The following is a 23,994-nucleotide window of genomic DNA, read 5'->3' as shown; positions in this document are numbered from 1 at the left end:
GAATTTATTCACAAAAACTGCAGTCCTATAGTGCTTGCTTTTCATAATTATTATATCTTGTTCTGTGTTTTTTACACATAGAATTATCTGGATGTATTACAATGTTTCTGTCCGGACTGAAATATAAAGACAGATACAAGTTGATTTCATCGGCTTGATTGACCAGTTTTCTTATAATAATTTATTTTGAATAAAATTCAAATATCTCAACTACAAACCATTAAAGCGTTAAACCATGAAAAAATTATTAGTTGTTTCCATTTTGATGTTCTCTGTTATCATGGGGGCAATTGCACAGGACAAAGCGGAAGATCTTAAAAAATTATTTAGCCTGATGCAAAGTGAAAAGATGATTGACGGAATGATGAGTAACATGGTTCCGGCCCTTACTCAACAAGCCAGGGCACAAATGAATGATGAAAGCGAGAAAGAAAAGTTTGATGAATTTATGAACTTCGTCATCGAAGAGGCCAAAACACTCAGTAAGACCCTCATTGATGTGGAAATGGTTCAGATATACGACAAGCATTTCAGCCATGAGGAGATTAAGGACATGATCGATTTTTACGAATCGCCTACCGGTAAAAAGATGATTGAAAAAACACCTGAACTAACGACTGAAATGATGACTTCGATGATGAATAAACACATGCCTGAATTTCAGCAACGGGTTGAAAAGAAACTGGAGTCGATGAAATAAGAAAGTAAAGCAATTTGAATTAAACAAATTGAGATGTTACGGGGCTGATGAATTCATTCTTGAGAATATTATGGATCAATGCATCGATGGTTCTGTCGCTCAGAATCATCGAGCTGGCTCTGGTGTTGATTAATTTCGGACATCAACAGCAGCTGTTCTGCTTCGAAACGCTGGGACTGATTTACGATCTGGCAGCAACGAGCACCCTCTTGCTTGTGCTGTATCCAGTTTATTTCTTTTTACAGCAAAAGAGTAGCAAAGCGGCAAATACTACTTTCGTTGTATTCGTTGTTCTGGCAGGCTTGCTGCATCTTTTGGCCTTGCTTTACTTTAGTTATCAGCTCGACTTGCCCGATGCTTTTGTTTACCAGTATCCGCTGAAGGAGATTTACTTTACGCTTAAAACCACCGATGGACATTATTTCAGAATTGTTGTTCTTTTCCTTTTGCTCCTGCTTGTGGTGTATCTGGCAGGACGGTTTTTTCCTTTTCGTAAGAAAAGAATTTTCGGCTTCATCAGGTTTTATTTTGCATTGCCTGTAGTGTTGTTTCTGGCCTTTCAATTGAGCGGACTGCACCGGATGAATCGCTTTAGCATTAACAAGTCGCTTCATTTCTACCGCGAAAGTTTTACCTATTTTACTACAAAGGATGAGGCAGCCAGAGTGTACACTGAAAGTGACGCCCTTGACTTTCAGCTACTCAATCGAAGTAATAGCTACCTCGATCCCGAATATCCGCTACTACACAAGCGAACTGTTTCCGATTTTCCCCGATCGGAGTTTCGTGCTTTCAGCAAGACTCCCAACCTTGTTCTGCTCATCGTTGAAGGCCTGGGCGACGATTTCATTCATGCTTATCATGGGGTAGAACTGATGCCCTTTTTGAGCAGTTTAAAAGATGAAAGCTTGTACTGGGATTGTTGTTTCACCCTGGGTGAACGATCTTTTGCCGCCGTTCCGTCGCTCTGCGGAAGTTTGCCTTACGGCAAGAACGGTTTTACCCTGGCCGATGAACTGCCGCGACATTTGAGTCTGATATCGGTGCTGAATGCAGTAGATTATCATACTTCGTTTTTTTACGGACAAGGGGCCTGGTTCCATAAAAAAGACCGTTTCTTTCGATATAATCAGGCCGATCTGGTATTCGATAAAAGCAATTTTTCATCTCAGTATGAAAGGATTGTGACAGGCGATGATCAGTTCTTTTGGGGCTACAACGACAGGGACCTATTCGATCAGTCCTTGCAGGTCATCGATACCTTGCCGGAGGCATCGCATTTTATTTGCTATTTTACCGGCAGCAGTCATTCCCCGTTTAGCATCCCTGATCGGGAGCTGTATGACCAACGTTATGCTTCCCTGCTGAAGGAAGTGGAAGACAAAGCCGACCGGGCTTTTCTGAAAAGGTACCAGTCCTATTTGCAATCGTTGTTGTTTGTCGATGATGCCTTGCATGCCTTTGTTGATTCGTTGAAGCAGCTCCGGGGTTTTGAAGAAACGGTATTTGTGATCACCGGCGATCATCCCATGAGCGAAGTGCCGCTTGACAATCGTTTAAAGAAATACCATGTTCCCCTGCTCATTTATGGAGAAGGACTCAGGCAACATGCAACCTTTCATCAGCCGGTAAGTCATCTCGATTTGTACGAGTCGCTGCTGGATCTGGTCAGTCCTTATGTTGATGCTTTGCCTGAATTCAGCACAGCATTGGGAGGGAAACTCGACGAGGACGAACATGCAACAGAACGCTGCTTTGCTTTTATGAACGGGGAGCGGAAGATGGAAGAGTTGTATTGCAATGACTATTTTCTGACTGAAGGTAAGTTGTATCAGGTGGATGAACAGTTGCATCTTAGCCTGTCACGAAATAATGAAGTAAAGGCTTTGCTGAAGGAAAAGCTGGATATTTTTAAGCATACCAACCATTATGTGTGCAGTGAGAACAAGCTGTTACCGGCCGGCTTGTATTGCGATGCCATCGGCCACGAGCTAATTGCCAGTGTGAAGATCGACAGTATTTTAGCGATCAATCAGGAATATTTCAATCTGTTACAGCCCGTAAAAGTGGGGCGAAGTGAACTCACGGCTGATATTCAACTTGATAGTAAGGGCGATAAAAACGGGGTGAAACTGGTGTTACAGCTGAAGAATGAAAACGACAGCACGGTTTACTGGACTGCACATGAACTACAGGCTGATGATGAAGGCACCAGTTTACGCCATATGATTCCTGAAGCACAATTTGCTGATTCACTGAATACTTTGAGTTTGTATTTGTGGAACCCTGGCCAACGACCGTTCGGTATAGCCAATGTTGAAGTGATCGTTCATCATTAACTGTTCTGAAGATCATATCACTTGTTTATAGTATTCGGTTTATAATAAAAAAAACCTAACTTGGGTGATCTAACATAAAATCTGGAATTATGGCTGATTTTTTAAGAATTATTATTGCGATTATTTTGCCACCGCTGGGTGTATTTCTTCAGGTTGGAATTGGGAAGCATTTTTGGCTCAATCTGTTGTTGACCTTGTTGGGTTACCTGCCAGGTATTGTTCATGCCGTTTGGGTAATTGCAAAGAAATAGCAGAATAAAATGGCATGCTGATCGCACGATGCAAAATTTTAGCAGATCAGAAGTAAATAAAAAAACCGGCTTCCATTTTGGATCGCCGGTTTTGTTTTATTTTATACAATGAGCTTATAGCCTTTGCCGTGTACATTGATGATTTCGACCGAAGGATCATCCTTCAGGTGTTTGCGAAGCTTGGTGATGTACACATCCATGCTGCGGGCATTGAAGTAATTGTCGTCGACCCAGATGGCCTTGAGGGCATAATTGCGTTCAAGTACCTTGTTGGTGTTGCTGGCCAACAGACGGAGCAATTCCGATTCCTTGGTCGTGAGTTTTACTTCGGTTTCGTCGATTGTCAACAATTGTTTCCTTGTATCAAAGGTAAATTTGCCAATCTGGAAGATGGTTTGATCGCTGCTTTGCACATCGCTTGAAACGCGGCGAAGGATGGCTTCGATACGGAAAATCAGTTCTTCCATGCTAAAGGGCTTGGTCATGTAATCGTCGGCCCCCAGTTTGAAGCCTTCCAGCACATCTTCTTTCAGGTTTTTGGCTGTAAGAAAAATAATTGGAATGTCGGCATTTACCAGGCGAATGTCTTTGGCCAGGCTGAAGCCATCTTTTTTTGGCATCATTACATCGAGCAGGCAAAGGTGATAATGGCTGCGCATGAAGCCGTGGTAGGCAGTTTCTCCATCGGGGAAGAGATCGGTTTCGTAGCCTTTAGCAATCAGGTATTCCTTGAGCAGCAGGCCCAGGTTTTCATCATCTTCGGCAAGCAGGATTTTGATTTTAGCATCCATGTTTTATTCTTTTATAGGAAAATAGATCATAAATTTGGTTCCTTTATTTACAGCACTTTCCACCTTGATGGTTCCTTTGTGTGCTTCAACAATTTTACTGACATAGTGAAGCCCTAAACCAAATCCCTTTACATCGTGGACATTGCCGGTGGGTACTCTGAAGAAGCGTTCAAAAATTTGTTTCTGGTGTTCCCGGGCAATGCCAATCCCATTGTCTTTCACTGTGATCACCAAATCTCCGTGCCTGTTTTCTGTTGTTACTTCGATCACAGGACGCTCTTTGCTGTATTTAACCGCATTGTCGAGCAAGTTAAACAAAACATTTGTGATATGCACCTGATCGCCATAAATTGTGGTAGCAGTGGCATTTTTATCCAGGGTAATCATTCCGTTCGATGAATGAACCCTGATTTCAAAATTCTGAACCACGCTACTTACGACCTCGTGCAAATCGAATTTCTTGAATTTCATTTTCAGGCGGCCTTCATTAAATACAGCCATCTGGAGCACCTTTTCGACCTGCATGCTCAATCGTTTGCTTTCATCGAAGATGACGCCCGATATGCGTTCGAGGGTTGCAGGTGCGGTATTCACCGAGGTGTCGCGTAACATTTGCGAGGCCAGCGAAATGGTCGAAATGGGGGTTTTCAGTTCGTGCGTCATGTTGTTGATGAAATCGTTTTTCACCATCGATAACTTTTTTTGACGCAGAATGATGAATATGGTATAGGTAAAAATACCGATTATAAGTAAAACAAGAATGAAGGTAGGGAATACCATGATGCCTGTTCCGGCCAGAAAATGGCGCTGTACCCGGGGGAAATAGACTTTCAGGTAATTGGGTTTTTGTGAGCCAATGTCGTTGGTAAACAGGGGCGTTTGGTGTTCTCTTTTACGGGTGGTTTTGTATTCGTCCGATTGCAGAATGATTTTCTCTTCTCCCTTGTTGTACGATTTTACCACATATTCAAAATCGAGATCGATGCCATTGCTTCGCAGTTCGTGTTGCAGCAGCTGCCCCAGAAACTCAGGATTGATTCGTTGCTCAATGGGCCGGTTGGCCAGTTCGAGCTGGTATTGCAGGTTCCGGTTGAACAGGTTGCGGTTTTGAAAGCTTTGATAGAAGCGCTGTTGTTCCCAGTTGTTGAGTTCGGCCAGGATCTGAAAGGCAGCCGGATCCTGGATGGGTGTTTTCAAAAGGGTGTCGCTTTCGGAGTACGAAGCCCTGGCGCGCACATTGCCCTGGGCATCCTGTATCATGTTGATGGAGAAATTAATCTGCTTTTGATTGATTACACCTGTTTCGTTGGTGTTTCCGGTACTTTGGCCCAGCTGCTGCAAGGCTCTTTGCTGTTCGGCATAAATGAATTGTTTGATTTCTTCCTCTTCGAGCCGTGTGGCCACATGCATCAAACAACGTTTTACCAGCTGGCCAAATTGTTCTTCCTTGATTTTGGCCGCTTTGTTGATGATGTTCATCTGCACGATGATCAAAAGTGAGAGAACGATTGTCATCACTGCAATCAAAAGGTAAATCACTCTTTTGCTCATAAGCAGCAAATATATAAGATTGGGAGCGAGTGTGGCTTTTGCTTAACATTATTTAACCGCAGGGCAACATTTTTTAACCGGTTTTAAGGGTCTTTCAGATTTCCGGGACGCCTGTCAGGTCCGATTCCGTGTCGATGATTTTTAGTGCCTCCTGAGCTGCTTTCTGTTGCGCTTCTTTTTTTGAAATGCCGGAACCTTTGCCCTTGATTTGGTTTTCGATTTTGACGATGGAAACAAAGAGGTTGTTTTTGTTTTTGGGATGTTCCACTTCGCGTGTATCAAAGTTCACTTCCTGTTTGTTCTTCTGTCCCCACTCGATGAGCTGGCTTTTGTAATTGGTATCGCGTTCTTCGATCAGGTTCAGGTCGACGTAGGGGTTGAGGATCTTCTTCACAATGACGTATTGGGCTTTCTCATAGCCCTTATCGAGGTAGATGGCGCCGATGAGCGCCTCAAAAGCATCGCCGTAGATACTCGAAATGGCTGCGTTGCCAATGGTTCTCGATTTGATATAGAGGTCGAGACCCATTTCCTTCATCAGGTCGGAGAGGAAAGCGCGGTTGACCAGCTTTGAGCGCATTTGTGTAAGAAAGCCTTCGTCGCGTTGAGGAAAACGTTTGTAAAGGTACTCGGCTATTACGGCACCCAAAATGGCATCGCCAAGGTATTCGAGCCGCTCGTTGTTGATGGGTTTGCCCATCGAGTCGGTCATCGAAGCAGAACGATGAATAAAGGCCAGGTCGTAGAGCCGGGTATTAGCCGGGTAAAAACCCAAGATGTCTTTTAAAAACAAATAAAACTCTTTTCGTTTACCGGAAAAGAGTTTTATTCGTTGATAAAGTGATGTTATCATTTGAACTTTTTGAAAATAATCGATGCATTGTGACCACCAAAACCGAAGGTATTGCTCAGTGCATAGTCGACATTACGCGATTTCGCTTTGTTGAAAGTGAAATCGAGATTGGCGTCCACCTCCGGATCAAGTTCAAACTGGTTGATGGTGGGCGGTATCAAACTGTTTTGGATGGCCATGATGGCCGCAATGCCTTCGGCAGCACCGGCAGCACCCAGCAGGTGACCAGTCATCGACTTGGTTGAACTGATGCTTAGCTGGTAGGCATGGTCTCCAAAAGTTTTAATAATCGCTTTGGGTTCAGCAATGTCGCCCAGCCCGGTAGATGTACCGTGAACGTTGATGTAATCGACTTGTTCGGGCTGTATGCCGGCGTCATCACAGGCAAACTTCATCACATTGGCGGCGCCTGCTCCTTCGGGATCGGGGGCTGTCATGTGATAGGCATCGGCAGTTAAAGCACCACCGGCCACTTCGGCATATATTTTTGCACCACGTTTTACCGCGTGCTCATAATCTTCGAGAATTAAGGCAGCACCGCCTTCGCCCATCACAAAGCCGTCGCGATCCTTGTCAAACGGACGTGAAGCCGTTTTGGGGTCGTCGTTCCGGGTTGAAATGGCACGCATCGAATTAAATCCGGTAATGCCTGCCAGGGTAATGGCTGCTTCCGATCCACCTGTTACCATCATGTCGGCTTTACCCATTCTGATGTAGTAAAGCGCATCGATGATGGCGTTGGCCGACGAAGCACAAGCGGTTACTGTGGTTAGGTTGGGTCCACGGAATCCATACTCGATTGAGATACACCCACTGGCCATGTTGGCAATCATTTTAGGGATAAAGAAGGGAGTTGTTTTCGGATTATCGGGGTTCAATCCGATAATTTCATCCTGAAAAGTTTGTAAGCCTCCAATTCCGGCACCCCAGATGACCCCTACACGGTCTTTATTGATTGTTTCCAGATTAACTTGTGAATCGAGAATTGCCTGCTTGGCCGCTACCAACCCGAATTGGGTAAAGATATCGTATTTCCTGGCTTCTTTCCGCTCAAAATGATTGAGCGGATCCCAGTTTTTAACCTCGCAGGCAAACCTCGTTTTACAGTTGGTTGCATCAAACCGAGTAATATCATCTGCTCCACTAACCCCGTTTTTAAGGCCTTCCCAATATTCTTCAATATTCTGGCCCAGCGGGTTAATGGTTCCCAGACCTGTTACTACTACTCGTTTGAGTTCCATAAAAAAAGTAAGTGGTTATTACTTGGTGTTTTCTTCAATGTACTTGATTGCTTCTCCTACAGTGCCGATTTTCTCAGCCTGATCATCCGGAATAGCCATGTCAAATTCCTTTTCAAATTCCATGATTAACTCAACAGTGTCGAGTGAATCAGCGCCAAGGTCATTGGTGAAACTGGCTTCGGGAGTAACTTCACTCTCATCAACCCCTAATTTATCAACGATGATCGCTGTAACTTTACCTGCAATATCAGACATAGTTGTAATTTTTGTTAATTAATTATACTTTAATTTTTGTCGCTGCAAAGTAAATAACAAACGGTTTACTTATGCAAATTTTTTGGTTTTTAGGGCCGATAAAATGCAGGGGTAAGTTATTTTTGTGCATCTTTATTTCGGCTTTAAAAACAGTTTAAAAACCTATCAATGAAAAAAATAGCCATTTTTGCTTCCGGGTCGGGATCCAATGCTGAGAACATTGTCCGCTATTTTCAAAGGAGTGAATATTTGAACATCGAATGCATTTATTCGAACAATCGGGGGGCTTTTGTACTTCAGCGGGCTGAGAAATATCATGTTCCAACGATGGTTTTCGATCGTGAAACCTTTTATCACAGCGATGCCATTGTACAAAGCCTGAAAGATTATGGTGTTGACATGGTGGTGCTTGCGGGTTTTATGTGGCTGGTGCCAAAAAGCCTGACCGATCATTTTACCATTGTAAATATCCATCCGGCACTGTTGCCTAAATATGGCGGTAAAGGTATGTACGGCGATCATGTTCATCGGGCCGTAGTGGCCAATGGTGAAAAGGAAAGTGGCATCACCATTCATTATGTTAATGAAAATTACGACGAAGGGCAGATTATTTTTCAGTCACGCTGTTCGATCCATCCGGACGATACGCCACAAATGGTGGCCGAAAAGGTGCATCAACTCGAATATGAGCACTACCCCCGGGTAATTGGGGAACTTGTTGCCAGCTTGTAAGGCCGTTGGCTCAGAGGCCTGAGCGCCGCCTGACGAATCAAGGACCTTAGTTGGCCTGACTGGTGACGGACTGTTCGGTTACGGGGTCGGGTTGGGGCATGGTTGAAATTTGGTCGAGCTGTAATTTAATTGAATCTCGAAGTGCCATAAAAGGCAGTTGATTGGTTTCGTTGATGGGCTCAACCGGTGGGGCCTCAATCCTGAGCGGATCGACCGGAGATCCGTTTTTGAATACCCTGAAATCGAGATGGGGGCCTGTTGATAAGCCGGTACTTCCCACATAGCCAATGAGCTGTCCCTGTTTTACTCTGGTTCCGGTGGCCATCCCTTTGGCAAAGCCTTTCAGGTGCATGTATTGCGAGGTGTACACCGAGTTGTGCTTGATGTTAATGTAATTGCCTCCCCCTCTGCGCTGAAAGCCTTTTTTCACCACGGTTCCATCGCCAATGGAATAAACCGGGGTGCCTGCCGGAGCGGCATAGTCGACGCCATGGTGAGGTCTTCTGATTTTAAGCACCGGATGAAAACGGCTGTGTGAAAAGCGGGAGCTGATGCGCGAAAATTTAAGGGGAGCTTTCAGGAAGGCCTTGCGCAGGCTGTTCCCTTCGTCATCAAAGTAACCTTCCTGTCCGTTGCCATGATAGTAATAGGCCGAAACCGGTGAACCCATGTGAACAAAACTTGCTGCATGAATTTTCCCGATGCCGGCATATTGGCCTTCGACATAGAGGGCATCGTAAATCACCTTGAACTGGTCGCCCCGCTGAATTCCAAAGAAATCGATGGTCCACGCGAAGATGTCGGACAATTCAACTGCGAGCACCGGACTGCTGCCATTGCTGACAAAAGCATCCCACAGCGATGTTTCAATGATGCCTCCGGTGTGCTGAAGCACTGAATCGACCGGTTTTGTACCGGTTTCAACCAGGGCACTGTCGAGATGAAAGACCACATAGTCGGTGATGGAAGCTTCGTAGACCAAAGCACCCGGAATGCCGGTGGTGTCGCGCCTGATCAGGTAATAGGTGTTTCCTGCCTTGATCGACCTGACGTTGAATACCTCTTTTGAAGCTTTTGCGAGCCGGTCGATGGAATAAGCGCTGATTCCCTTCGGAAGCAGAATGTCGGACAGGCTTTGATTGCGTTGAACGCGAAGGGTATCAATTTCGATGGCATCGAGCGGAAAGCCCCAAACAAAAACAGGTTCAGGTTCGGGTATTGGCGTGATTTCTTCATCTTCCATTTTTTCATTCCTTGTCGTTTCTTCCTTAAGCAAGGAAAATACGATGATGAGGATGGCAAGTGTAAAAAGGACGATCTCGTAGGTATATTTCTTCATTTGTTTTGTTCGTGTTGAAAGGAACCATACCCCTTGTTAAAAAAAAACAGCACAAGAGATGCAAGCACCATGTGGGGCACAAAAATGATATTTCAAACTTCAATATCAAAGTGAATGATTTCTAAATAACTCAAAAGTACCTTAAAAATTATGGATGCCCTTCAATTTTTGCCCTGCCAGCAACTTCTTTTCAGGCTTTGATCTGGTCGAATCCTTCGCCAAAAACACCCATCACACTGCCCATCGAGATGAAGGCTTCGTGATCGATTTCCTTCACTTTTTTAAAGACGGCACTGGTTTCCTTTTTCCGAACAATGGTCATTACAATTTTGACCGATTTTCCGGTATAGCCGCCAGTGGCATCCATGATGGTAACACCCCGGCCGTTTTCGTGGAGAATGGCATCGCGGATGTCTTCCCATTTGTTGGAAAAGATGAAAATTTGAGCCGACTGTTTCGAACCGTTGAGAAAGGCATCGAGGGTGTACGATACCACCCACATGCTTACGTAGCCATAGACCAGAATTTCGGCCGATTTGAAAACAAACCACGATGAAGAGATAATGATTACATCGCAATAAAGAATGACCCGTCCCGGACTGATGCGACGGTAGCGGGTTACGAGTGAGGCAATAATGTCGGTGCCCCCGGTGGTGCCTCCCTGGCTGAAAACCATGCCAAGCCCCATGCCGCCTGCAATTCCACCCAGTACGGCCGATAAAAACTTATCGTCGATGAGCGGCTTGTTCAGGTATTTCTGAAAAACGGTAAGCAGTACCGATATAATGAGCATGTTTACGATGGTTTTGGCACCGAAGTTGGCGCCCAGCTTGATGATGGCGATGACCACCAGCACGGCATTGACCGCCAGGTAGGTAATACCGGCCGGCACCCCTGTAACATAATATACCAGGGCACCAACACCGCTGATTCCTCCTCCGTTGATTTCGGCGGGAATCAGAAAAAGGGTCCATCCAAGGGCAAAAAGGAGGGAGCCCAGGAACATGATTCCATAGGTTTTTATTGTACTTAAATGGCTCTGCATGCGGAATTTAATTTGTGTGTAAAACGGCCGCGAAAGAACTGCTTTATTCAGGCTAAAAAAATGATTTTAATCATCGAAGTGACGGCCGGGGAAGAATGCTGAAACAGGGCGGGCGTTTTATTATTACTTATTGTTTATTAATTTGTGTGCCATCTTTTTTCATCCTAAATTGTGGCCAGACAAAACAGCAGCCTATGATCAGAGCTATCATTGTTTTATTATTGCTTATTCCCGTGGTGCTTGCGGCACAAAGTCCTTTTGGCGTGTCGCGGCAGAAGTTCGACAAGAAGGAGTATTTTGTTGGTATTCATGGTGGCGTGATGGTGCCTTTCACTACTTATTCAGGCACTCCGTACGATGGGATCGCACAAAAGCGCTATCTGGACCAGACGGGGGGAATGGATTTCAGAATGCATCTGGCCCGTGTTTTTTCCCTGAATACAAGCATTTCTTACCGGCGAAGCGGAGCGCGATTTCCCGGTGAGAAGAACCATGCTTACCAGTCGCAATACCTTGCTTTTTCGTTAACTCCCGAAATTCATTTTCGTTTGTTTGAACCACTGCGGGGAGTACCTCCCGAGGTGATGTTCTTTGCCGGACCCTTTGTTGCCAACAATCTGAAGGAGCACATCGTGAGTAATGAGCTCGACGTGCTGGTGCCCCCGGCTTTGTTACAAAAGTGGGATTACGGACTGGATGCAGGCGTGGGTTTGCGCATTCCTACCTATTCGTTTACCGGTCAAAGCTATCTTACCATTAAGCTTGCTTATTATTATGGTGTGGCCAGCACCTTTCCGGCAAGTGAAGAATTTGAAGGATATACAGGCAGTCAGTTGTTGTTGTCGGAAAGTGGTGAGCGCTTTAACCGGGGCATTCGGCTTACCTTAAGTTATGAACTTTCGCTGGCTAAAAAGAAGCACACCACTTTTACAGCCGGTGGCGATGGTAAGCGAACCTATAAAAAGATACTGGTGCAATAAGCTGTGTAAAGTAATAAGTAAAACAAAAGGCTGAAGTCAAACGATTTCAGCCTTTTGTTGTATGAGTTCCGAAGCATTAGCGAACTACAATGTTGATAATTTTTTTCGGTACCACAATGATTTTCACGATCTGCTTTCCGTCGAGCCATTTTTGAGCCAGTTCGTGGCTGGTAGCTGCTTTTTCTATTTCGGGAACAGGCAGGTCGGCCGCCAGTTCGACCTTGAAACGCATTTTGCCGTTGAATGAAACAGGATATTCAAAGGTGTTTTCGACAAGGTAAGTTTCGTTTACTTCGGGCCAGGGCTGCTGACAAACAGCCGGATCGTTGCCATAGATTGCCCAAAGTTCTTCGGCCAGGTGAGGCGCATAAGGCGCCAGCACTTTGGCAAAGGTTTCGGCTGTTTCGCGGGTCACCTTTTTTGCTTTGTAGCAATGGTTGGTGAAGATCATCATTTGCGAAATGGCCGTGTTGAACTTCATGTCCTCGATGTCGTCGCCTACTTTCTTAATGGTTTGATGCAGCAGCTTCAGGGTTTCCTTGTCTTCTTCTCCCTCGCTCAGGTTGTTGGTGTCGGCAAAGAAGTAGAATACCCTTTTCAGGAAGTTGGAAACGCCCTTAACACCCGTATCGGTCCACGGCTTGGTGGCGTCGAGCGGGCCCATGAACATTTCATACAGGCGGAGCGAGTCGGCACCGTATTTGTCGACCACATCGTCGGGGTTGACCACATTCTTGAGCGATTTCGACATTTTGGCCACAATCTGTTTCAATTCTTCCCCTGTTTCGGTGTGGAAGTAGCGTCCATCGCGCTCGTCCACCAGGTCGGAGGGGACTTTCGAGCCCGAAGCGGTTTCGTAGGCAAAGGCCAGAATCATGCCCTGGTTGTACAGTTGCTTGTAGGGTTCGTCGCTTGAAACCACGCCCAGATCGAACAGTACCTTGTGCCAGAAGCGGCTGTACAAGAGGTGCAGTACGGCATGTTCGGCACCACCAATGTAAAGGTCGACGGGCATCCAGTAATTTTCTTTCACCTTGCTGAAAGGTTCCTGGTCGTTTTTAGGGTCGATGTAGCGCAGGTAGTACCAGCATGAGCCGGCCCACTGTGGCATGGTATTGGTTTCGCGGCGTCCACGGCGTCCGTTTTCATCTTTTACCTCCAGCCATTCGCTGGCATTGGCCAGTGGCGATTCGCCCGACTGGCTGGGAAGGTAATGGTCGGTTTCGGGCAGCACAACGGGCAGATCCTTGTCTTCAACAACCGAAATTTCGTCATCTTCCCAGTGAATAATGGGGAAGGGCTCGCCCCAGTAGCGTTGACGGCTGAACAGCCAGTCGCGTATTTTATAGTTGATGGTTGCTTTTCCCAGATTCTGCTTTTCGAGCCAGTCGATTACCGTGGCAATGCCTTCTTTTTTCGACTTTCCGTTGATGTCGAGTCCCAGTTCGGGGTTGGCCGAGTTAATGTATTCGCCGTCGTCGGTCCAGCAGGCTTCTCCAAGCAGTATTTTTTCGCGCAGTTGGTCATCGGCCTTGCTGCCTGGGTCGAGAATGCAATCGATGGCGATGTTGAAGGTTTGGGCAAATTCAAAGTCGCGTGTGTCGTGAGCAGGCACGGCCATGATGGCTCCGGTGCCATAACCCATCAGCACATAGTCGGCCACCCAAATGGGAATTTGTTTGCCGTTGATGGGGTTGATGGCAAAGCGGCCGGTAAAGACGCCGGTTTTTTCTTTTGAAAGCTCGGTGCGGTCGAGGTCGCTTTTCAAAGCAGCCGCCCTGATGTAGGCTTCCACTTCGGCTTTTTTGTCAGCGCTTACCAGCTCGTTAATCAGCTGGTGTTCGGGGGCAATGACCATGTAGGTGGCTCCAAACAGGGTGTCGGGGCGGGTGGTGTATACGCGTAGTTTTTGTTCCAGGCCTTCCACCTTAAAATCGACCTCGGCACCGGTCGATTTTCCAATCCAGTTGCGTTGCATGTCTTTCACACCTTCGGGCCAGTCGAGTTGGTCGAGGCCCGAGAGCAGCCGTTCGGCATAATGGGGGATGCGCAACATCCATTGTTTCAGATAGCGTCGTTCGACTTCCTTTGTGCCGCATTTTTCATGCGAACCGTCGTTGAGCACTTCTTCGTTGGCGCACACTGTTTTGCAGTGCTTGCACCACCAAACCTGGGCATTGTCGTAATAAGCCAGCCGTTTGGAGTTGATGTATTCGGTGAGGGCTTCCTTTCCGGCTTTTTCAATTTCGGCCGGAATGGGCAGTTCGTCGATGGGGCGTCCTTTTTGCTGTTCGCTGTCGAACCAGGTGTTGTACAAACGGATGAAAATCCATTGGGTCCATTTGAAATAGGCCGGATCGGTGGTATTGATCTCGCGGTCCCAGTCGTAGCTCAATCCGAGCGACTGGATTTGGCGTCTGAAATTGTCACAGTTTTTTTGGGTGGTGATGGCCGGGTGGGTTCCGGTTTGGATGGCATACTGCTCGGCGGGCAGGCCAAAAGCATCCCAGCCCATGGGGTGCAGTACGTTAAACCCTTTGGCGCGTTTGTAACGGCAAATGATGTCGGTGGCCGTATATCCTTCGGGATGTCCCACGTGCAGTCCGGCGCCCGAAGGGTAGGGAAACATATCGAGACAGTAGAATTTTGGTTTCGAAGTATCGGCCTCGCTGGCAAATACTTTATTCTCTAACCAATACTGCTGCCACTTTTTTTCGTATGCTGAAAATTGATAGTCCATTTTGTTGGAATAATAAGGGTTTAACAATCAGGCTGCAAAAATAGAAAAAAGTTGGCGAGCACCTGTACAAAGCGCTTAAAAGTTTCGGAAAGAGGAATCAGGTATCAAGACGCAAGACAGTCTAAAGTCAAAGGTCAGAAGGTCAGAAAGGAAAAAGTCAATGAGTCAGTAAGTCATTAAGGAAAAAGGAAAAAGGAAGATGGAAGAAATGGAATCAGGCATTAAGACTTTAGATATTAGACATTAGACTTGAGACTTTGGACTCAGGTACTCAGGTACTCAGGAACTCAGGAACTCAGGAACTCAGGAAAAAACCACAATAGACACAATAGAACACAATAGAAATGGGTTGAAAGCGATAGGAAATGGTTGCTGGTTGCTGGTTGCTGGTTGGTTCGCGGATAGTGGACTGCTAACTTGCTTCGAAAAGGTTTTCTTATAAACTCAGGCACTCAGGCACTCAGGTACTCAGGTACTCAGGTACTTTTCCTTAGTTCCCTTTGTGCGTACTTCGTGTTCTTTGTGGTAAAAGAAAGCAATGGAAAGCAATAGGAAATGGTTGCTGGTTGCTCGTTGCTGGTTGGTGCGCGGATAGTGGACTGCTTACTTGCTGTGTAGGGAGGGCTAACACCTTATTTTTGTTTTTAAACCTTAGTAGCTAATGGGTGGCACTGTTCAGCTTATTTACCTTATTTGTTGATGATCGGAAAAAGTAATTGTTGTAGTGGTTCTAATTGTTGTAATGGTTATAGTGGTTGAAAGCGTCAATGCTCCTTTGGCTAAGCGAGGCTGGTCAAGGACTTCCTCATTGCCTTTCTGAGCAATGCCTTTCTGACTTTTTACTTTGGAGAGCTTACGTCAGTTGCCGGACAAGAATTGAAGCGGATGCTTTAACTGTCAGGGAATCAGTTTTGGGTTGTGCAATGTAATGTGAGAGTAAATCATAATTTGGTAGCCACTATTCCTCCCCTGACTTGTCCGTCCCCTGACGGAAGGGGAGGTTAGGAGGGGTAGATTGCTTGTCGGTTGTCGTGCTCTTCGTTGCTGAAGGAGAATGTTATTGTTTTCAAACAACTGCTTTCTATTGCTTCCAATTGCCTTCCTTTTTAAGTATCGAGACAAAAAAGTCGAATGAGTCAGTAAGTCAAAAGGAAGATGGAAGAAATGGAATCAGGCATTAAGACTTTAGATATTAGACTTTAGACAAAAAAGACACAAGACACAAGACAATTTGACATTTTGGGCTTAGGACTTAGTACTTATAAACTCATGCACTCATGCACTCATGCACTCATGCACTCATGCACTCAGGAACTCAAGAAAAAACCACAATAGACACAATAGAACACAATAGAAATGGGTTGAAAGCGATAGGAAATGGTTGCTCGTTGCTCGTTGCTGGTTGGTGCGCGGATAGTGGACTGCTAACTTGCTTTGTAGGGAGGGCTAACACCTTATTTTTGTTTTTAAACCTTAGTAGCTAATGGGTGGCACTGTTCAGCTTATTTACCTTATTTGTTGATGATCGGAAAAAGTAATTGTTGTAGTGGTTCTAATTGTTGTAATGGTTATAGTGGTTGAAAGCGTCAATGCTCCTTTGGCTAAGCGAGGCTGGTCAAGGACTTCCTCATTGCCTTTCTGAGCAATGCCTTTCTGACTTTTTACTTTGGAGAGCTTCCGTCAGTTGCCGGACAAGAATTGAAGCGGATGCTTTAACTGTCAGGGAATCAGTTTTGGGTTGTGCAATGTAATGTGAGAGTAAATCATAATTTGGTAGCCACTATCCCTCCCCTGAAGGGGAGGTTAGGAGGGGTAGATTGCTTGTCGGTTGTCGTGCTCTTCGTTGCTGAAGGAGAATGTTATTGTTTTCAAACAACTGCTTTCTATTGCTTCCAATTGCCTTCCTTTTTAAGTATCGAGACAAAAAAGTCGAATGAGTCAGTAAGTCAAAAGGAAGATGGAAGAAATGGAATCAGGTATTAAGACTTTAGATATTAGACTTTAGACTTTGGACTCAGGCACTCAGGCACTCAGGAACTCAGGAACTCAGGAACTCAGGAACTCAGGCACTCAAGAAAAAACCACAATAGACACAATAGAACACAATAGAAATGGGTTGAAAGCGATAGGAAATGGTTGCTGGTTGCTCGTTGCTGGTTGCTGGTTGCTGGCCTGTCCGCCTACCGGCGGATTGCTGGTTGCTGGTTGGTGCGCGGATAGTGGACTGCTAACTTGCTTCGAAAAGGTTTTCTTATAAACACATGCACTCATGCACTCAGGAACTAAGGCACTAAGGAACTCAGGCACTCAGGCACACTCAGGCACTCAGAAACTGTGTTAACTGCCAAGCAGTCAGCTTTGTGTGCCAAGGAGTCAGTTTTGTTGATCCAGATGATCGCTTCAAGTGCCAAGGAGTCAGTTTTGACTGCCAAGGAGTCAGTTTTAGCTGCCAAGGAGTCCGATTCAAGTGCCAAGAAGTCAGCTTTGTATCGCTAGAGGTGTATTTTAAGTCGTCAGAGGTGTGCTGGAATGGATTAATTGTAATGAGCAAGCGCATTTTGATGCTTTTAATGCTTCCCGAGGATAAAAAAATGTCGTTTGTGGTAAGTTTTATGTCGAATTTGGAAGAAAAAGCTTTAAACACAGAGGCACCGCGGCACGGAGAAAGTTCGAAGGCTCATTTTTAACAGATTATACTGAAAAAGATGCCATTAGCTCTTGACTTTTATTCAATTTATTCTTAAAATTTGTAGTGATTTTAATTTATACATGAAATCCCCCGAGTTCATGAAACAATTTCAATCAATACAGGTAATCCAGAGAAAAGAACTCCCGTTATTTAGCAGGATGAAGCAAGGCATTCGGCTGAATAAGTGTATGCTAACGTTCGCCTTGGAAGATAAGGTTTGAACGGTGTAAATTGAATAAAACTATTCTAAACATTTAAAATGAAAAAAGGTGAATCAAAATCAGATTAATAAGGCAAGGATGTATTTTGCTGTTAATCAGGTATTGGAAGACAATGCAGCTGCTTTTTCTACTTTGGAAGTGCTGGCTGCAGCGCATGGCGAATTTAAATCGAAGTTTGCCATTATCGACAATTACCGGCAGATTCAGGAAAGCAATGAATCGGGACTTACAGCGATTAAAGCATCCCTGCGGAAGCAGTTAATGGAGCTGCTCATGCGAACGCTATCGGCCTTAAAGGCCCTGGCTGTTACGACCAATAATCAGGAACTCAAGGTGAAATGTTCGTATACCGTGAGTGTTCTGAATGCAAAATCGGATCCGGTATTTTCAGACATTGTAACACTGGTACACGGACTGGCCTTGCCACAGATTGATCAGTTGGGCCAGTTTTTTCTGAACCAGGAGCATTTGGATGAAATGCAGACCTTGAATTCGGAGTTTAAAGCAGCCATACCCAAAAGGCGTGTTGCTGTGAGTGTAAAAAAGGTTTCAACTTTGAATATCGGTCAGACGATGAAGGAGTTGGACCAGCTGTTAAAGGAGAAGATCGACCTGCTGATTGCTCCCTTCGAGTACACAGAGGCTGATTTTTACAGGGCTTACCAGAATGCCCGGACCATTGTTGACTACCGTGGTGGTGGTCATCGGGGTGGTCCTACAGATGAGCAGGCGGCCTAGTAGCAATTTTAATATCGATTGATCAAGGATGGTTCTGCGGGGGGGGACCATCCTTTTTTGTTCGACGAAGGACACAAGACAAAAAAGTCTGAAAGTCAAAAGTCTGAAAGTCAAAAGGAAAAAGGAAGATGGAAGAAATGGTATCAGGTATTAAGACTTTAGATATTAGACTTTAGACAAAAAAGACACAAGACACTAGACAATTTGACATTTTGGGCTTAGGACTTAGTACTTATAAACTCATGCACTCATGGACTTTTGCACTTTGGACTTAGGACTTATGAACTCAGGCACTCAGGCACTCAGGCACTCAAGAAAAAACCACAATAGACACAATAGAACACAATAGAAATGGGTTGAAAGCGATAGGAAATGGTTGCTCGTTGCTCGTTGCTCGTTGCTGGTTACTGGCCTGTCCGCCTACCGGCGGATTGCTCGTTGCTGGTTGGTGCGCGGATAGTGGACTGCTTACTTGCTTCGAAAAGGCTTTCTTATGAACTTATGTACTCAGGTACTCAGGCACTCATTCCCTCATTCCCTCATTCCCTTTTCCTACTAAACAAGGTACAGCATATTTTAGCTTTTGATGCATGTTACAATAAAATATTTTATTAAATTGTAGCACCAAACAAAAAGTGCCATGGTGCTTACCCTGAAAAAAATCGAACATCGGCATGCCAGCCGGATTGGGGTCTTTTTCCCCTACCACCGTCCAACGAGTGATCGGCTAAAGGCCCTGGGAGCTACTTACAGCCGCACCTGGCGCTGTTGGTATTTCGACTATACGCGTGAAAATTATCAACTGTTAAAGCAGCATTTTCCTGATCTTGTTGTACTTACTTCCAATGAAACGAAGCAAACCCATGCAGTGGCGGCCGGCTCCGAAAGCCGTGACCTTCCGTCCATAGCGCCTGTTGCCGATGCTGTAAAGCAGCGCGAAGCAGGTTCGAAACTTCCTGATCGCGGACACGCTCCGGTGAAGCAGGAACATAAAGCGGTCCCTGTGCCGCTTGCCCAAAAGCTGCATGTGCAAGGACTGTTTCAATGTCCAACAGTAAGGGAGGCATCCAAAAGAAAGCCAGAAAACAGCAAGCAAACGCGAATACTTCATTCCATTGCGATCCATTCGCCACCAAGGCTAATGAACATAAAAAACAAGAAAAAGACGACAAAGTGAGATATATAAACTAGTTAGGTGTTATTGAAAATGACGCAGGTGCAAGAAAAACATATAGATAAATGAAGTCAAAAACTATTTCTATTTCTCAAATTCAGTATATTCTTATATCGAAAGAACATTCATTAACTGATACAGATTTCAATATTAAAGCATTGAGATTACTTAGAGAAATGCCAAAAGATTTATTGCAACTGGATAGTTCCATTAATCATTTTGACTTTTTATATCGGTTTAATATTAGGAATACAGTTAATCTTTTTTCAATACCAGATAATTTTTTTACACCAGATAAAATACATTCGGCAGATGAATTTAAGAGTTATTCAAACGAGTTTAACAATTCAATAATCTATGTATTTATTATTGATTCAAATATTAATTCACATTCGACAATTTCAAAAATTGTTGATGATTTACCATATGCATATTTTACTATAATAAATGAGACTAAAGATTTTACAAAGTATAATTCACAAAAACAATTTAATAATTCAACTGAATTTATTGAACTTTTAAAAAAAGATTTACCAGCATTAAATGACTTAATATCAAAACAGTATAACACACCAAGAATAAATAATTTTAAAATAAATGAGAATAGAACGTTTTACAACGACAATCCCGTATATGGTTCTAACCTTGCAGAAAATAATTTCTATATTTTAAATCAAGTCATAGGTAATTATTGGTTAGAATATGGAAAAAAGGGAACTAATAAAACTAAAATAACTCTTCCGTCAGAAAGAATTAATGAAATCATTTCACAGGCTCAAAAAATAGACAGCCTAACGCATATAATGATTAATGAAGTAGGTATAAAACCTATACATGGTTTTGATCCTATCTTACCAACTCTAATAATTATATCACCATATAATTTCCCAAAAATTAAAAGGGTATTAAAAAAACCATCTAAAATAGAAAAAGCATTCCTAAAGGTATTCCAAAGTGAACAAGATTTGAACTATCAAATTAAAATCGATTCAAATATTACAGAACAACTTAGTCCTGATGGTATAAAAATGATATTAAGCCAAATATCAAACAAGTTGAACTTTCTTGATTGTGCAGGATATTTGCATGCACTTTTCAACTATTCTCCTGTTATTCGACTACCCAATATTGGAAAATCAATAAATCTTGATTTGTCTCATTTTGAAGTTGGCTTTTCAGATAAAAAGAATGCAATTTCTAAAATAAATAAGTTTGGAAAGAAACTTAATGAATTAGTTTTTACAGATAAAACGCAAGATTATATTACTAATCGAAACGGTCAAATTGCTGTTATTAGTGATTTACCTTTTGAATGGATTATTCTAAATGAGTTACCACTTTGTTTTACACACGACATTTGTCGAATCCCAGAATATAATCAAAATGCAATAATCAACAATGCAATTCATAATCAACGATTTAATTTTACAATTGGCGATGATATAATTGAACGGACTTTAATAATTCATTGTGCATCTAAAAGTGATATTAAAATGCATCAAATGTTTGACTTTATTGATTCATATAAAGACAAATTACATTTTCATAGCGAAAAATGTTATACAATTGATGAAATTAATATTGCGATTAAGAAGTACTCCCCAGAATTTTTAATTTTTGATTGTCATGGAGATTTTGATAAAGAATCACTTTCTAGTTATCTAATAATTGATCATGACAATAATGTATATCTAACGGGTGACGACATTGTTAAAAATGGAATCCATGCACCTCTTGTGATGTTATCAGCATGCAATACAATGCCCAATTATGGTTATGTGAAATTTTTAAGTGATGCATTTATGGAAGCAGGTGCATTTACTGTGACAACAACTTTTCTTCCTATTTTAATAAAAGATGCTGCGACTTTAATTATTAGAATATTAAACAAGCTTTCACAACAGCGTGGTAAGATGTATCATTCAAATTGGTTAAATTTCATGTCTCACGTTTTAAGGACAATGTTAATTCATGAATCAATTTTAAAAGCTCAATCAAAGGGTCTATTAAAAGAAATTGATGTTTCAACCATCTCCGAAATATTAACTGAAACAATGATTTTTAGTAAAAGAACTGGTTCTTATAAAAGGCTAGAAAATCTTTTAAGAACTAATTCTACGCAAAAAGAATTTAAGTTCAATGAATTAAATAATGAATGGTTATCATATTCAATAATTGGTCGTGCAGATTTGTTATATTTTGAAAATTGGATAAATGAATATATAAAAATAAATACAACAACAACACCTAACATTTTGTAAATGATCATGGCAGTTTTAGTGCAAATTTCAACAATCATACCCGCACCAAACATAGTGGGTATGCGGACAGAGAATCACACGCAATCTGCCACGCCACTTACAATTTTCCGTTACAAACCATATAAACCGCAGCACCTAACACATTATTACACTTTGCAAATTTCACTGATTATAAAGTTTAGTTTTGTATCAGATAACTATTCAACGATTTTATAGATATAAGCAATTTAAACATAAACCACACCAAAGAGTATCTCTACTTTGGAGAAAAAAATAAGTGAGAAACAATGCTTATAACAAGAGAAAAATTTGACCTGAACACTCTATAACAAAGTAAGGCATCTCTAAATAAATCATAAAACTAATTTATCATGAAAAAAACAATTATTATGAAAAAAACAATTTTCATTTTGTTGAGCGTATTATTAATTCAATCTTGTAGCAATTATGAACAAGATAGCAACTGTGATGCAAGTATTGAAATATCAGAATCTCATTTAGAGGATATCTATACAACAGTTGAACTATATGAAAATAGCTTTATTGAAGTTTTTGACAACGAAAAATCTTTAAAAGCGACTAATTCATCAAACACAGACAAGAGTGAACAAGTCATTTCTCTTTTCCAAGAAAAATTAGAAAATACATTTAGTTCAACAACTATGTTAAAATCTACCTCTTCAGCTGAAGACACAATTGATATAAACGTTTTACAAGGGTATATGGATGAAATGGCAGATAGGTTATTAAATATTGATATTGATACTACATCTTCTTCCAAAGAAGAAGCTATTAGCCTAATGTCTGAACAGCGTGATATATATATTGATGAAATTAAAAACGATGAGGGATTAGCAAATTGGGAAAAAACAATAATATTAGAAAATGTCATGTTGTCTTCTGAAATGATTTTTGTAACATTACGTTATGGCGAAAATTTAGAAGAAGTTCAGCTTAAAAGTTTAGGCAGTTGGTTTAAAAAGAATAAACAAAAAATAGAGTGTACAATAAAAACAGCTACAGCAGTTGCGGCTTGTGCAGCAGCTGCTACTACAACAGCCACTACAGGTGTTTGGATACTCTGGCTTAAATGTGCCGCTGCGACAACAGCTGCTGTTAATTGTTGGGCTCAATTATAAACGACACCGAATATGAGTATATTTAGTAAAAAAAGAATCATGATACTTACTCTGTTTATGAGTATGGTATTTATTGTAGAAGCTCAATCAAATAAAGGTCTACAATTAGATTTATCTGCAACACCTTTTCTTAATAGTTTTGGCACAAATAGTTATTCCTCTAGTTTTAACTTGGGAGTATTTTACCCGGTTTCAGAATCTTTATCATGTGGTATACTATTTAAAGAAACATCAGAATTTGATAACGCTAATAAAGATTATGACGCTTTATCATCCATCGGTGTTGGTGTTGGATATGTTTTTTTTGAAGGAGAACAAGAAAGCTTCTGGGCAAATGGATGCTTTGAAATTTTAGCAGATGTTGGTGGGGGATTATCCAACTTTACTGACGAAAAAGCTTATTTATATATAGATTTATCTTGTCGTGCTTACATAAAAAAAATTGCATTCGTAAGCGTTGGCTACAATTATAAGCTTTATGAAAAAGGAACAGATGACACTAATGGTCTTTATGCTAGTTTTGGAATTAGATTCTAAAACGCACCATTCAGTTTGATTAGTAATGGCAGGGCGATGATAAATTCAAGTTTAGTAGACGGCTCAAACAGCTTCACGACTTAACAACAATATATCACGTAACCTGCCACTACTTTTTCATATTCACAGATAGTCAACAGTTAATTTTTAATGATTAATAAAATAACAGACCGATTTAAGTAACAAAATAAATACGGTTTGTAACATTTTGTATATTGCATAGCGGTTTCTGTGTGTGTGCGTAGCTCAGATTCCCGCCTGATTGTCTTAGTCCGTGCCGGACAGACAATCACCCGCAATCCGCTACGACAACATACAATTTACCGTCAGACTGTCTAAAAACCCTTGATAACTATGTTGATAAATAGAATGGAATACATTCTTTAATGAGCTTCATATTTTGTATCTTAATACCATA

18 protein-coding genes are annotated in these 23,994 nt (G+C 42.5%); 10 read left to right on the top strand and 8 right to left on the bottom strand.

The window, feature by feature from the left end:
* Positions 1-235: 235 nt before the first annotated feature.
* The 3 genes from FHS86_RS11615 (at position 236) to FHS86_RS11605 (ending at position 3,290) form a co-directional block, all read left to right on the top strand.
* Complete coding sequence (locus FHS86_RS11615; protein ID WP_429413520.1) at positions 236-700, top strand: DUF2059 domain-containing protein; 465 nt, start codon at positions 236-238, stop codon at positions 698-700.
* A gap of 47 nt (positions 701-747) precedes the next feature.
* Positions 748-3,039 (top strand): LTA synthase family protein, encoded by a 2,292-nt coding sequence (locus tag FHS86_RS11610; RefSeq protein WP_429413517.1) that lies wholly within the window; start codon positions 748-750, stop codon positions 3,037-3,039.
* Between the two features lie 89 nt (positions 3,040-3,128).
* Positions 3,129-3,290 (top strand): YqaE/Pmp3 family membrane protein, encoded by a 162-nt coding sequence (locus FHS86_RS11605; RefSeq protein WP_429413514.1) that lies wholly within the window; start codon positions 3,129-3,131, stop codon positions 3,288-3,290.
* A gap of 101 nt (positions 3,291-3,391) precedes the next feature.
* On the opposite strand, the gene rprY is transcribed toward FHS86_RS11605, so the two are convergent.
* From rprY to FHS86_RS11580, 5 genes are all read right to left on the bottom strand, one after another.
* Positions 3,392-4,081, bottom strand: coding sequence for a response regulator transcription factor RprY (gene rprY, locus FHS86_RS11600; protein ID WP_429413511.1), 690 nt, complete (start codon positions 4,079-4,081; stop codon positions 3,392-3,394).
* Between the two features lie 3 nt (positions 4,082-4,084).
* On the bottom strand, positions 4,085-5,632 hold the full coding sequence (locus tag FHS86_RS11595; RefSeq protein WP_429413508.1) for a sensor histidine kinase: 1,548 nt from the start codon (positions 5,630-5,632) through the stop codon (positions 4,085-4,087).
* A 94-nt stretch (positions 5,633-5,726) separates the two neighbouring features.
* Positions 5,727-6,485, bottom strand: a complete 759-nt coding sequence (gene rnc, locus FHS86_RS11590; RefSeq protein WP_429413505.1) for a ribonuclease III — start codon at positions 6,483-6,485, stop codon at positions 5,727-5,729.
* Positions 6,482-7,726, bottom strand: coding sequence for a beta-ketoacyl-ACP synthase II (fabF, locus tag FHS86_RS11585; protein ID WP_429413502.1), 1,245 nt, complete (start codon positions 7,724-7,726; stop codon positions 6,482-6,484). Before fabF ends, rnc begins: the two co-directional genes overlap by 4 nt.
* Positions 7,727-7,744: 18 nt before the next feature.
* Positions 7,745-7,981 (bottom strand): acyl carrier protein, encoded by a 237-nt coding sequence (locus FHS86_RS11580; protein ID WP_429413500.1) that lies wholly within the window; start codon positions 7,979-7,981, stop codon positions 7,745-7,747.
* Between the two features lie 168 nt (positions 7,982-8,149).
* Between FHS86_RS11580 and purN the strand changes: the two genes are divergently transcribed.
* Positions 8,150-8,713 (top strand): phosphoribosylglycinamide formyltransferase, encoded by a 564-nt coding sequence (gene purN / locus FHS86_RS11575; RefSeq protein WP_429413497.1) that lies wholly within the window; start codon positions 8,150-8,152, stop codon positions 8,711-8,713.
* A gap of 46 nt (positions 8,714-8,759) precedes the next feature.
* Here the strand turns inward: purN and FHS86_RS11570 are convergent, their stop codons facing one another.
* Both FHS86_RS11570 and FHS86_RS11565 read right to left on the bottom strand, forming a co-directional pair.
* Positions 8,760-10,052, bottom strand: a complete 1,293-nt coding sequence (locus FHS86_RS11570; protein WP_429413494.1) for a M23 family metallopeptidase — start codon at positions 10,050-10,052, stop codon at positions 8,760-8,762.
* A gap of 190 nt (positions 10,053-10,242) precedes the next feature.
* Complete coding sequence (locus FHS86_RS11565) at positions 10,243-11,097, bottom strand: YitT family protein (RefSeq protein ID WP_429413491.1); 855 nt, start codon at positions 11,095-11,097, stop codon at positions 10,243-10,245.
* Positions 11,098-11,291: 194 nt separating this feature from the next.
* Here FHS86_RS11565 and FHS86_RS11560 point away from each other — a divergent pair, with 194 nt between their 5' ends.
* Positions 11,292-12,077, top strand: a complete 786-nt coding sequence (locus tag FHS86_RS11560; protein WP_429413488.1) for an outer membrane beta-barrel protein — start codon at positions 11,292-11,294, stop codon at positions 12,075-12,077.
* A 76-nt stretch (positions 12,078-12,153) separates the two neighbouring features.
* Here the strand turns inward: FHS86_RS11560 and leuS are convergent, their stop codons facing one another.
* A complete protein-coding gene (leuS, locus tag FHS86_RS11555; RefSeq protein ID WP_429413486.1) occupies positions 12,154-14,817 on the bottom strand; it encodes a leucine--tRNA ligase in 2,664 nt (887 codons plus the stop codon).
* Positions 14,818-17,775: 2,958 nt separating this feature from the next.
* Between leuS and FHS86_RS11550 the strand changes: the two genes are divergently transcribed.
* The 5 genes from FHS86_RS11550 to FHS86_RS11530 all read left to right on the top strand — a co-directional run bounded on the left by FHS86_RS11550 (position 17,776) and on the right by FHS86_RS11530 (position 23,576).
* The gene (locus FHS86_RS11550; RefSeq protein ID WP_429413483.1) at positions 17,776-18,465 is read left to right on the top strand and encodes a hypothetical protein; all 690 of its coding nucleotides are present in this window, start codon (positions 17,776-17,778) and stop codon (positions 18,463-18,465) included.
* Between the two features lie 640 nt (positions 18,466-19,105).
* Positions 19,106-19,642 (top strand): hypothetical protein, encoded by a 537-nt coding sequence (locus FHS86_RS11545; protein WP_429413481.1) that lies wholly within the window; start codon positions 19,106-19,108, stop codon positions 19,640-19,642.
* Between the two features lie 62 nt (positions 19,643-19,704).
* Positions 19,705-21,900 (top strand): CHAT domain-containing protein, encoded by a 2,196-nt coding sequence (locus FHS86_RS11540; RefSeq protein WP_429413479.1) that lies wholly within the window; start codon positions 19,705-19,707, stop codon positions 21,898-21,900.
* A 371-nt stretch (positions 21,901-22,271) separates the two neighbouring features.
* A complete protein-coding gene (locus FHS86_RS11535) occupies positions 22,272-23,039 on the top strand; it encodes a hypothetical protein (RefSeq protein ID WP_429413476.1) in 768 nt (255 codons plus the stop codon).
* A 39-nt stretch (positions 23,040-23,078) separates the two neighbouring features.
* Complete coding sequence (locus FHS86_RS11530; RefSeq protein ID WP_429413473.1) at positions 23,079-23,576, top strand: hypothetical protein; 498 nt, start codon at positions 23,079-23,081, stop codon at positions 23,574-23,576.
* The last annotated feature ends 418 nt before the right edge of the window (positions 23,577-23,994 follow it).

This window comes from Roseimarinus sediminis, assembly GCF_050433125.1.
Classification (GTDB): Bacteria; Bacteroidota; Bacteroidia; order Bacteroidales; family Prolixibacteraceae; genus Roseimarinus; species Roseimarinus sediminis.
The sequence above is the reverse complement of the archived record's forward strand: the minus strand, read 5'-3'. Positions and strand labels throughout refer to the sequence as shown.

Coding starts and splice junctions, on each gene's coding strand:
- leuS (WP_429413486.1), bottom strand. CDS start 14,817: ATGGACTATCAATTTTCAGCATACGAAAAAAAGTGGCAGCAGTATTGG.
- rnc (WP_429413505.1), bottom strand. CDS start 6,485: ATGATAACATCACTTTATCAACGAATAAAACTCTTTTCCGGTAAACGA.
- purN (WP_429413497.1), top strand. CDS start 8,150: ATGAAAAAAATAGCCATTTTTGCTTCCGGGTCGGGATCCAATGCTGAG.
- FHS86_RS11530 (WP_429413473.1), top strand. CDS start 23,079: ATGATACTTACTCTGTTTATGAGTATGGTATTTATTGTAGAAGCTCAA.
- fabF (WP_429413502.1), bottom strand. CDS start 7,726: ATGGAACTCAAACGAGTAGTAGTAACAGGTCTGGGAACCATTAACCCG.
- FHS86_RS11565 (WP_429413491.1), bottom strand. CDS start 11,097: ATGCAGAGCCATTTAAGTACAATAAAAACCTATGGAATCATGTTCCTG.
- rprY (WP_429413511.1), bottom strand. CDS start 4,081: ATGGATGCTAAAATCAAAATCCTGCTTGCCGAAGATGATGAAAACCTG.
- FHS86_RS11545 (WP_429413481.1), top strand. CDS start 19,106: ATGGTGCTTACCCTGAAAAAAATCGAACATCGGCATGCCAGCCGGATT.
- FHS86_RS11610 (WP_429413517.1), top strand. CDS start 748: ATGAATTCATTCTTGAGAATATTATGGATCAATGCATCGATGGTTCTG.
- FHS86_RS11595 (WP_429413508.1), bottom strand. CDS start 5,632: ATGAGCAAAAGAGTGATTTACCTTTTGATTGCAGTGATGACAATCGTT.
- FHS86_RS11615 (WP_429413520.1), top strand. CDS start 236: ATGAAAAAATTATTAGTTGTTTCCATTTTGATGTTCTCTGTTATCATG.
- FHS86_RS11560 (WP_429413488.1), top strand. CDS start 11,292: ATGATCAGAGCTATCATTGTTTTATTATTGCTTATTCCCGTGGTGCTT.
- FHS86_RS11605 (WP_429413514.1), top strand. CDS start 3,129: ATGGCTGATTTTTTAAGAATTATTATTGCGATTATTTTGCCACCGCTG.
- FHS86_RS11580 (WP_429413500.1), bottom strand. CDS start 7,981: ATGTCTGATATTGCAGGTAAAGTTACAGCGATCATCGTTGATAAATTA.
- FHS86_RS11570 (WP_429413494.1), bottom strand. CDS start 10,052: ATGAAGAAATATACCTACGAGATCGTCCTTTTTACACTTGCCATCCTC.
- FHS86_RS11540 (WP_429413479.1), top strand. CDS start 19,705: ATGAAGTCAAAAACTATTTCTATTTCTCAAATTCAGTATATTCTTATA.
- FHS86_RS11535 (WP_429413476.1), top strand. CDS start 22,272: ATGAAAAAAACAATTATTATGAAAAAAACAATTTTCATTTTGTTGAGC.